The following is a 10,384-nucleotide window of genomic DNA, read 5'->3' on the forward strand; positions in this document are numbered from 1 at the left end:
GGCTTTATTGAAGCCTACGCCGGTAGAGGAGGCCCGTACCAATCATTGAATCACGCCTTACTCTCGCGGCCAGTTGTTCTTCGTTCAGGTTCTCCGTACCAGCCGGGCGTTGCGGCAGTACGAAATAGCAAATTTCGGCATTACTGTCCCAAACGCGAATTTCTTTCTCCGGTGGAAGCTCAGTACCGAACTTCTTCAGCACGCCTCTTGGATCAATCACCACACGGGAGCGGTACTGTGCAGATTTAAACCAGATTGGCGGCAATCCCAGAACCGGCCACGGATAGCAGGAGCACAGCGTACAAACAACGATGTTATGTACCGCATCACTGTTTTCGAGGACGTGAATGACTGCGCCTTCGGCACCTGAAAAAACCATCTCGCTGATGGCAGCCGTGCCATCTTCAAGCAGCTTTTTTTAAATTCGGCATCAAGCCAGGCGCGCGCCACGACACTGGCACCGTTACGGGGACCGATCTTGTTTTCAAAATAGTCCACGATGGCGTCTGAAGTTTCTGGATCGAGCTGACCTTTCTCCGTCAGGAATGACTGAATCGCCCGCACTTTGATGGCATTTTCGGAAGGTAAGACATCATGATTTGATATGCTGACTCCACTGTAAGTGATTCATAACTGATTGCTCCAGCCTGTTGGCTGGAGCAAAGAAAATTAAAGGGCGGGATGAGTGCGATGCCAGTCAGTAACCTGCTGCCACGCCCAGCCAGACTGTATCAATGCGGTTTCGCCAAAATGTGGTGCAACAAGCTGGAAGGCGATTGGTGCGCCTGCAGCAGTACGCCCGCAGGGCAATGTCAGAGTTGGGTGGCAGGTCAAATCAAAAACGCTGGTGTAACGCAGCACACCACTGAACAGTGTTTCGTCCTGACCAAACATGCTCATGAGGACTTTTACATGATAAAGCAAATGCGCCAGCAGGGTGCGTATATTGTTGATATTGCCACTCAGGTTGGTTGCTCTGAGCGGACTGTCAGACGGTACCTGAAATACCCGGAACCTCCGGCCAGAAAAACACGCCACAAAATGGCCAAACTCAGGCCGTTCATGGACTATATCGACATGCGTCTGGCTGAGAATGTCTGGAACGGCGAGGTCATCCTCGCGGAAATCAAAGCGATGGGTTATACCGGCGGACGCTCCATGTTGCGTTACTACATCCAGCCAAAACGTAAGATGAGGCCATCGAAGAAAACGGTTCGCTTCGAAACTCAGCCCGGTTACCAGCTCCAGCATGACTGGGGAGAAGTTGAGGCTGAGGTTGCCGGGCAACGATGCAGGGTTAACTTCGCGGTTAACACGCTGGGGTTCTCACGTCGCTTCCATGTCTTCGCGGCACCAAAGCAGGATGCTGAACATACCTATGAGTCACTGGTCCGCGCCTTCCGCTACTTCGGCGGCAGCGTGAAAACCGTGCTGGTCGATAATCAGAAAGCCGCAGTGCTGAAAAATAACAACGGGAAGATGGTGTTCAACTCCGGGTTCCTGCTGCTGGCCGATCACTATGGCTTCCTGCCACGGGCATGCCGTCCACGAAGGGCCAGAACCAAAGGTAAGGTGGAGCGGATGGTGAAATACCTCAAGGAGAACTTCTTCGTCCGGTACCGCCGGTTCGACAGCTTCGCCCAGGTTAATCAGCTACTGGAGCAGTGGATGGCTGACGATGCCGACAGGCGAGAACTTCGCCAGTTCAGGCAGACACCGGAACAGCGCTTCACGCAGGAACAGGAGCATCTGCAGCCGTTGCCGGATACGGACTTCGATACCAGCTACTTCGATATCCGTCATGTCTCCTGGGATGGCTATATCGAGGTTGGCGGAAACCGTTACAGCGTGCCGGAAAGCCTGTGTGGCCAGCCGGTATCAATACGGATCTCGCTGGATGATGAACTGCGGATCTACAGTAATGAGCAGCAGATGGCATCGCACCGTCTCTGTTCGGCTGCATCCGGCTGGCAGACCGTGCCGGAGCATCACGCCCCGCTCTGGCAGCAGGTCAGTCAGGTGGAACCCGAAATCTGATTTATTCAACAAAGCCGCACCAAATCATCACTCGAAGATATTCAGGCATGGTACATCCGCGGCAAGCCCCTAATTTGTACTGAGGGGCAAAGTGAAAAAAGTTACTTTTTGTTGAAACGACAGTTAGCAATAACCCCCGCTTGCGGGGGCCATACCCACCAGGAGCAAACGCAGAAAGCCCGAGATACTTCTGCTGTACCGGGGGCTGGCGACATTTCAGGCAACACTCATAGTTGACATCCTCCCCGCCCTAAAGGGCGGGGAGGATGTCAATAATAGCAGACCACATCATGATGTCATTCTGACCGACAGATGCCAGAAGCAGAGGATCCATCCCATTTTATACCTACCTTATAACACTTAGAAAAACAACATGTTAAAAATGTTTATTGGAAACAATTTTATTTCCAATTGTAATGATAACCATTCTCATATTAATATGGCTACGTGATAATTAACTTTTGATGCACTCCGCATGTCTGACCGTGCCACTACCACAGCTTCCTTAACGTTCGAGTCGCTTTATGGCACCCATAACGGCTGGTTGAAAAGTTGGCTGACGCGCAAACTCCAGTCTGCTTTTGATGCAGATGACATTGCCCAGGACACTTTTTTGCGGGTAATGAGCAGCGAAACGCTCTCGACGATCCGCGATCCTCGCTCTTTCCTGTGCACTATCGCCAAACGCGTGATGGTGGACCTGTTTCGCCGAAACGCGCTGGAAAAAGCGTATCTGGAGATGCTGGCGCTTATGCCGGAGGGGGTAGCGCCTTCACCTGAGGAACGCGAAAGCCAGCTCGAGACCCTACAACTCGTCGACAGCATGCTGGACGGGCTAAACGGAAAAACACGTGAAGCGTTTCTGCTTTCGCAACTGGATGGCCTGACATACAGCGAGATTGCGCACAAACTCGGTGTTTCCGTCAGCTCCGTGAAAAAATACGTGGCGAAAGCCGTCGAGCACTGCCTGCTGTTTCGTCTGGAGCATGGGTTATGAATCCTTCGTTAACCGATTCCCGCCGTCAGGCGCTGCGTTCAGCTTCCCACTGGTATGCCGTGCTAAGCGGCGAGCGCGTCAGCCCACAACAGGAAGCGCGCTGGCAACAGTGGTATGAACAGGATCAGGATAACCAGTGGGCCTGGCAGCAGGTTGAAAACCTGCGCAACCAGCTTGGCGGTGTGCCTGGCGACGTTGCCAGCCGGGCGCTGCACGATACCCGCCTCACCCGCCGTCACGTGATGAAAGGATTACTGCTGTTGCTCGGCGCTGGCGGAGGCTGGCAACTCTGGCAGTCGGAAACCGGCGAAGGTCTGCGGGCAGATTACCGCACCGCCAAAGGCGCAGTCAGCCGTCAGCAACTGGAAGATGGCTCCCTGCTCACGCTGAATACCCAAAGCGCGGCGGATGTGCGTTATGATGCGCATCAGCGCACCGTCCGGCTCTGGTACGGTGAAATCGCCATTACTACCGCGAAAGATGCGCAGCAACGCCCCTTCCGCGTCCTGACCCGTCAGGGCCAACTCACCGCTTTAGGGACAGAATTTACCGTCCGCCAGCAGGATAATTTCACGCAGCTTGACGTGCAGCAGCACGCCGTGGAAGTGCTTCTCGCCAGTGCCCCCGCGCAAAAACGCATCGTGAACGCTGGTGAAAGCCTGCAGTTCAGCGCCTCTGAGTTTGGCGCAGTGAAACCGCTGGATGACGAGAGTACAAGCTGGACGAAGGGCATCCTGAGCTTCAGCGATAAACCGCTGGGTGAGGTGATAGCCACGCTAAGCCGTTACCGCAACGGCGTGCTGCGCTGCGATCCCGCCGTTGCCGGGCTGCGCCTGAGCGGGACGTTCCCGCTGAAAAATACCGATGCGATCCTGAACGTTATCGCTCAAACGCTTCCCGTTAAAATTCAGTCTATTACGCGGTACTGGATAAACATTTCACCGCTGTAAGAAAAATAATTCTCATTTCGATTGTCCTTTTTACCCTTCTCGTTCGACTCATAGCTGAACACAACAAAAATGATGATGGAGAAGGTATGACGCCGTTACGCGTTTTTCGTAAAACAACACCTTTGGTTAACGCCATTCGCCTGAGCCTGCTGCCGCTGGCCGGTCTCTCGTTTTCCGCTTTTGCTGCACAGGTTGATATCGCACCGGGATCGCTCGACAAAGCGCTCAATCAGTATGCCGCACACAGCGGAATTACCCTCTCGGTTGACGCCAGCCTGACGCGCGGCAAGCAGAGCAACGGCCTGCACGGAGATTACGACGTCGAGAGCGGCCTGCAACAGCTGCTGGACGGCAGCGGACTGCAGGTAAAACCGCTGGGAAATAACAGCTGGACGCTGGAGCCCGCGCCCGCGCCAAAAGAAGATGCCCTGACCGTGGTCGGCGACTGGCTGGGCGATGCGCGTGAAAACGACGTATTTGAACATGCTGGCGCGCGTGACGTGATCCGCCGTGAGGATTTCGCCAAAACCGGCGCAACCACCATGCGTGAGGTGCTTAACCGCATCCCTGGCGTCAGCGCGCCGGAAAACAACGGCACCGGCAGCCACGACCTGGCGATGAACTTTGGCATCCGGGGCCTGAACCCACGCCTCGCCAGCCGCTCGACCGTCCTGATGGACGGCATCCCCGTCCCCTTTGCCCCTTACGGTCAGCCGCAGCTTTCACTGGCTCCCGTTTCGCTCGGCAACATGGATGCCATTGACGTGGTGCGCGGTGGTGGTGCGGTGCGTTACGGACCGCAGAGCGTGGGCGGCGTGGTGAACTTTGTTACCCGCGCCATTCCGCAGGACTTTGGTATCGAGGCGGGGGTGGAAGGTCAGCTCAGCCCAACCTCTTCACAAAACAACCCGAAAGAGACGCACAACCTGATGGTGGGCGGCACAGCGGACAACGGTTTTGGCACCGCGCTGCTCTACTCCGGCACGCGCGGCAGTGACTGGCGCGAGCACAGCGCCACCCGCATCGACGACCTGATGCTGAAAAGCAAATATGCGCCGAATGAGGTGCACACCTTCAACAGCCTGCTGCAATATTACGATGGTGAAGCCGATATGCCCGGCGGCCTGTCCCGCGCGGATTACGACGCCGATCGCTGGCAATCCACCCGCCCGTATGACCGCTTCTGGGGCCGTCGCAAGCTGGCGAGCCTGGGCTACCAGTTCCAGCCGGACAGCCAGCATAAATTCAACATTCAGGGGTTCTACACCCAAACCCTGCGCAGCGGCTACCTGGAGCAAGGCAAACGCATCACCCTCTCGCCGCGTAACTACTGGGTGCGCGGTATTGAGCCACGCTACAGCCAGAGCTTTATGATCGGCCCTTCCGCGCACGAAGTGGGCGTGGGCTATCGCTATGTGAATGAATCAACGCATGAAATGCGTTACTACACCGCCACCAGCAGCGGGCAGTTGCCGTCTGGCTCAAGCCCTTACGACCGCGACACGCGTTCCGGCACCGAGGCGCACGCCTGGTATCTGGATGACAAAATCGACATCGGCAACTGGACCATCACGCCGGGTATGCGTTTCGAACATATCGAGTCATACCAGAACAACGCCATCAAAGGCACGCACGAAGAGGTGAGCTATAACGCACCGCTTCCGGCGTTGAACGTGCTCTATCACCTGACTGATAGCTGGAATCTTTATGCAAACACTGAAGGCTCGTTCGGCACCGTACAGTACAGCCAGATTGGCAAGGCTGTGCAAAGCGGCAATGTGGAACCGGAAAAAGCGCGAACCTGGGAACTCGGTACCCGCTACGACGACGGCGCGCTGACGGCGGAAATGGGGCTGTTCCTGATTAACTTTAACAATCAGTACGACTCCAACCAGACCAACGACACCGTCACTGCACGTGGCAAAACGCGCCATACCGGGCTGGAAACGCAGGCACGTTACGACCTGGGTACGCTAACGCCAACGCTTGATAACGTTTCCGTCTACGCCAGCTATGCGTATGTGAACGCGGAAATCCGCGAGAAAGGCGACACCTATGGCAATCAGGTGCCATTCTCCCCGAAACATAAAGGCACGCTGGGCGTGGACTACAAGCCGGGCAACTGGACGTTCAATCTGAACAGCGATTTCCAGTCCAGCCAGTTTGCGGATAACGCCAATACAGTGAAAGAGAGCGCCGACGGCAGTACCGGCCGTATTCCCGGCTTCATGCTCTGGGGCGCACGCGTGGCGTATGACTTTGGCCCGCAGATGGCAGATCTGAACCTGGCGTTCGGTGTGAAAAACATCTTCGACCAGGACTACTTCATCCGCTCTTATGACGACAACAACAAAGGCATCTACGCAGGCCAGCCGCGCACGCTGTATATGCAGGGGTCGTTGAAGTTCTGATGTGTTAACGCCCGGCTTGCCGGGCTTTTAGCTGGAATGTGACTATGTTGGCATTTATCCGTTTTCTTTTTGCAGGCCTGCTGCTGGTGATCGGCCACGCCTTTGCCGCCACGGTTCAGGACGAACACGGCACGTTTACACTCGATAAAACGCCACAACGGATTGTGGTGCTGGAACTCTCGTTCGCCGATGCGCTGGCCGCCGTGGACGTCAGCCCGATCGGTATTGCCGACGATAACGATGCAAAACGCATCCTGCCCAAAGTGCGTGCGCACCTGAAACCGTGGCAGTCCGTCGGAACGCGCGCGCAGCCGAGCCTGGAAGCCATTGCTGCCCTGAAACCAGACCTGATCATTGCCGACAGCAGTCGCCATGCGGGGATTTACACCGCCTTGCAGCAAATCGCGCCGGTACTGCTGCTTAAGTCCCGCAACGAAACCTACGCTGAAAATTTGCACTCAGCGGCTATCATCGGCGAAGTGGTAGGTAAAAAACGAGAGATGCAGGCGCGTCTGGAACAACATAAAGAGAAGATGGCGCAGTGGGCCAGCCAGCTTCCCACAGGGACACGCGTGGCCTTTGGCACATCACGCGAACAGCTATTCAACCTGCATACCCAGGAGACCTGGACCGGCAGCGTGCTGGCTTCTCTGGGGCTGAACGTTCCCGCTACGATGGCGGGCGCGTCCATGCCGTCCATCGGCCTGGAGCAACTGCTGGCGGTCAATCCTGCCTGGCTGCTGGTTGCCCACTATCGCGAAGAGAGCATTGTTAAACGCTGGCAACAAGATCCGCTCTGGCAGATATTAACCGCCGCGCAGAAGCAGCAGGTTGCTTCAGTCGACAGTAACGCCTGGGCGCGGATGCGCGGTATTTTTGCCGCAGAGCGTATTGCCGCTGACACGGTAAAAATCTTCCACCATCAGCCGCTTACCGATGTGAAATGACCGCGCTAAAACACCCGGTGCTGCTGTGGGGGCTTCCCGTTGCAGTACTTATTATTATTTTCTGGCTGAGTCTGTTTTGCTACTCGGCCATTCCTGTTTCCGGAGCAGACGCAATCCGCGCCCTGCTGCCTGGACACACGCCAACGCTACCAGAAGCGCTGGTGCAAAACCTTCGTTTGCCGCGAAGCCTGGTCGCCGTTCTGATCGGCGCAAGCCTGGCGCTCGCGGGCACGCTGCTGCAAACCCTGACCCACAACCCAATGGCCTCTCCTTCACTGCTCAGCATTAACAGCGGCGCGGCGCTGGCTATGGCGCTTACCAGCGCGCTGAGTCCGACGCCGGTTGCAGGCTATTCCCTGTCGTTCATCGCGGCATGCGGGGGCGGCGTGAGCTGGCTGCTGGTCATGACCGCAGGAGGCGGGTTTCGTCATACCCAGGACAGAAACAAACTGATCCTCGCGGGTATCGCGCTGTCGGCCTTTTGTATGGCCCTGACCCGCATCACCCTGCTGCTGGCCGAAGATCATGCTTACGGCATCTTTTACTGGCTGGCAGGCGGAGTGTCCCACGCCCACTGGCAGGATGTCTGGCAGCTCTTGCCGGTGGTGGTCACTGCAGTCCCTGTCGTGTTGCTGCTGGCGAATCAACTGAACCTGCTCAACGTCAGCGACAGTACCGCCCATACGCTGGGAGTGAACCTGCCGAGACTACGTTTGATCATCAATATGTTAGTGCTGCTTCTGGTTGGCGCGTGCGTCAGTGTGGCAGGTCCGGTGGCGTTTATCGGCCTGCTGGTGCCACATCTGGCGCGCTTCTGGGCAGGCTTCGATCAGCGCAACGTACTGCCGGTGAGCATGCTGCTGGGGGCCACGCTGATGCTGATGGCAGATGTACTCGCACGCGCGCTGGCCTTCCCCGGCGATCTGCCCGCAGGCGCAGTGCTGGCGCTGATTGGCAGTCCTTGCTTTGTCTGGCTGGTGAGGAGGCGAGGATGAAAATTGCGCTGGTCATTTTCATCACCCTTGCCCTGGCAGGCTGTGCGCTGTTATCACTCCATATGGGGGTGATCCCCGTGCCGTGGCGCGCGCTGCTGACCGACTGGCAGGACGGACGCGAGCATTATTATGTATTGATGGAGTACCGACTGCCGCGCTTGCTGCTGGCACTGTTTGTCGGTGCAGCCCTCGCCGTGGCGGGCGTGCTGGTACAGGGGATTGTGCGTAACCCGCTAGCATCACCGGATATTCTCGGCATTAACCATGCCGCCAGCCTTGCCTCTGTGGGAGCACTGCTTCTTATGCCATCACTATCCGTGATGGTGCTGCCGCTGCTGGCCTTTGCGGGCGGTATGGCGGGGTTGATCTTGCTGAAGATGCTGGCAAAGACCCACCAGCCGATGAAGCTGGCGCTCACCGGCGTGGCGCTTTCCGCCTGCTGGGCGAGCCTGACGGATTACCTGATGCTCCTGCACCCGCAGGATGTAAACAGTGCCCTGCTGTGGCTGACGGGTAGCTTATGGGGGCGCGACTGGCACTTTGTGAAGATTGCCGTGCCGTTGCTCATTCTGTTTTTGCCGCTGAGCCTGCGCTTTTGTCGCGATCTCGACCTGCTGGCGCTGGGCGATGCACGAGCAGCCACGCTCGGCGTGTCGGTTCAGCGCACCCGGTTCCAGGGGCTGATGCTGGCTGTCGCGATGACAGCAACCGGCGTGGCCGTCTGTGGCCCGATAAGTTTTATTGGTCTCGTCGTGCCGCACATGGTGCGCAGGATCGCCGGCGGGCGTCACCGCTGGCTGATGCCCGTTTCGGCCCTGACGGGCGCGTTGTTGCTGGTCATTGCCGATCTGCTGGCACGAATCATTCATCCGCCGATGGAGCTTCCGGCAGGCGTGCTGACCGCCATTATCGGCGCACCGTGGTTTGTCTGGCTGCTTGTGAGAATGCGATAAATGAGATTACGTACTGAAAATCTGACCGCCAGCTATGGCGCACAAACCGTGCTGGATGGACTTTCTCTCGCCCTGCCTGCCGGAAAAATCACGGCCCTGCTCGGCCCTAACGGTTGCGGGAAATCGACGCTGTTGAACTGTTTTTCTCGCCTGTTAACACCAGACTCTGGCGAGATATTGCTTGATGAAAAACCCATAGCCGGTTTTTCCGCCCGCCAGCTGGCTCGCCGCCTGGCTTTACTGCCGCAACACCATTTATCCCCCGAGGGGATCACTGTACGGGAGCTGGTTTCCTACGGCCGCAGCCCGTGGCTGTCGTTGTGGGGGCAACTCTCCGCGGAAGACAACGAGCGGGTCAACGTGGCAATGAGTCAGACCCGGACGCGCAATCTGGCTGACCGCAGGTTAACCCAGCTTTCCGGCGGCCAGCGCCAGCGTGCGTTTCTGGCGATGGTGCTGGCACAGGATACCCCACTCATTCTTCTTGATGAGCCTACGACCTACCTCGATATCAATCATCAGGTTGAACTGATGCGCCTGATGGTTGAACTCAAAAGGCAGGGGAAAACCGTAGTGACGGTACTCCACGATCTGAATCAGGCCAGCCGCTATTGCGATCATCTGGTGGTACTGGCAAGCGGTCGCGTGATGGCGCAAGGTGCTCCGGAAGCAGTGATGAAACCAGAGCTTCTAAAGACGGTGTTCAGCGTAGAAGCGGAAATCCATCCCGAACCGGTATCTGGCAGACCCATGTGTGTGGTGAAGTAGTCTGGCGAAGTCATAAGGATCATCACAGGACAGATAAAGGAAGTGATAACCACCTGCCAACAGGCACCAAAATCTGGCTGGTTGCCGGTATCACCGACATGCGCAACGGCTTCAATGGTCTCGCCGCAAAGGTGCAGACGATGCTGAAAGATGACCCGATGTCCGGCCATGTCTTCATCTTCCGGGGCCGCAGCGGCAGTAAGGTCAAACTGCTGTGGTCCACCGGCGACGGGCTGTGCCTGCTGACCAAACGGCTGGAACGCGGCCGCTTCGCCTGGCCCTCTGCCCGCATTATGGGCGTTGGCCTCAACACGATTTTCCGCCAT

Annotated in this window: 10 protein-coding genes and 1 pseudogene; 9 read left to right on the forward strand and 2 right to left on the reverse strand. The window is 57.1% G+C overall.

From position 1 onward, the window contains the following. Positions 1 to 4: 4 nt before the first annotated feature. Positions 5 to 564 (reverse strand): annotated as a pseudogene (gene nthA, locus ACT3RT_RS22690) (nitrile hydratase subunit alpha). A 105-nt stretch (positions 565 to 669) separates the two neighbouring features. Continuing rightward, positions 670 to 900 (reverse strand): amidase family protein, encoded by a 231-nt coding sequence (locus ACT3RT_RS22695; RefSeq protein WP_024193449.1) that lies wholly within the window; start codon positions 898 to 900, stop codon positions 670 to 672. 12 nt (positions 901 to 912) lie between these two features. On the opposite strand from ACT3RT_RS22695, the gene istA reads away from it, so the two are divergent. The 9 genes from istA to tnpB form a co-directional block, all read left to right on the forward strand. Then, positions 913 to 2,037: an IS21 family transposase gene (gene istA, locus ACT3RT_RS22700; protein WP_032237994.1), complete on the forward strand. Its 1,125-nt coding sequence runs from the start codon at positions 913 to 915 to the stop codon at positions 2,035 to 2,037. A 475-nt stretch (positions 2,038 to 2,512) separates the two neighbouring features. Beyond that, positions 2,513 to 3,034, forward strand: coding sequence for an RNA polymerase sigma factor FecI (gene fecI, locus ACT3RT_RS22705; protein WP_001572456.1), 522 nt, complete (start codon positions 2,513 to 2,515; stop codon positions 3,032 to 3,034). Next, positions 3,031 to 3,984 (forward strand): ferric citrate uptake sigma factor regulator FecR, encoded by a 954-nt coding sequence (gene fecR / locus ACT3RT_RS22710; protein WP_017146590.1) that lies wholly within the window; start codon positions 3,031 to 3,033, stop codon positions 3,982 to 3,984. Before fecI ends, fecR begins: the two co-directional genes overlap by 4 nt. An 86-nt stretch (positions 3,985 to 4,070) precedes the next feature. Beyond that, entirely contained in the window at positions 4,071 to 6,395 is a 2,325-nt protein-coding gene (gene fecA / locus ACT3RT_RS22715; protein WP_020325014.1) for a TonB-dependent Fe(3+) dicitrate receptor FecA, read from the forward strand. A 44-nt stretch (positions 6,396 to 6,439) separates the two neighbouring features. Further along, the gene (fecB, locus tag ACT3RT_RS22720) at positions 6,440 to 7,342 is read left to right on the forward strand and encodes a Fe(3+) dicitrate ABC transporter substrate-binding protein FecB (RefSeq protein WP_046360980.1); all 903 of its coding nucleotides are present in this window, start codon (positions 6,440 to 6,442) and stop codon (positions 7,340 to 7,342) included. Next, positions 7,339 to 8,337 (forward strand): iron-dicitrate ABC transporter permease FecC, encoded by a 999-nt coding sequence (gene fecC / locus ACT3RT_RS22725; RefSeq protein WP_046360979.1) that lies wholly within the window; start codon positions 7,339 to 7,341, stop codon positions 8,335 to 8,337. The genes fecB and fecC overlap by 4 nt, the downstream gene beginning before the upstream one ends. Continuing rightward, complete coding sequence (gene fecD, locus ACT3RT_RS22730) at positions 8,334 to 9,290, forward strand: Fe(3+) dicitrate ABC transporter permease subunit FecD (RefSeq protein WP_099065436.1); 957 nt, start codon at positions 8,334 to 8,336, stop codon at positions 9,288 to 9,290. Before fecC ends, fecD begins: the two co-directional genes overlap by 4 nt. Then, positions 9,291 to 10,058 carry a Fe(3+) dicitrate ABC transporter ATP-binding protein FecE gene (gene fecE, locus ACT3RT_RS22735; RefSeq protein WP_496203769.1) on the forward strand — a complete coding sequence of 256 codons (768 nt, stop codon included), beginning with the start codon at positions 9,291 to 9,293 and terminating at the stop codon, positions 10,056 to 10,058. Between the two features lie 53 nt (positions 10,059 to 10,111). Further along, the coding region (gene tnpB / locus ACT3RT_RS22740; protein ID WP_496203770.1) for an IS66 family insertion sequence element accessory protein TnpB at positions 10,112 to 10,384 on the forward strand (273 nt) is incomplete at its 3' end.

Origin of the sequence: Ewingella sp. AOP9-I1-14, from assembly GCF_052375995.1 — a bacterium.
GTDB classification, from domain to species: domain Bacteria; phylum Pseudomonadota; class Gammaproteobacteria; order Enterobacterales; family Enterobacteriaceae; genus Ewingella; species Ewingella allii.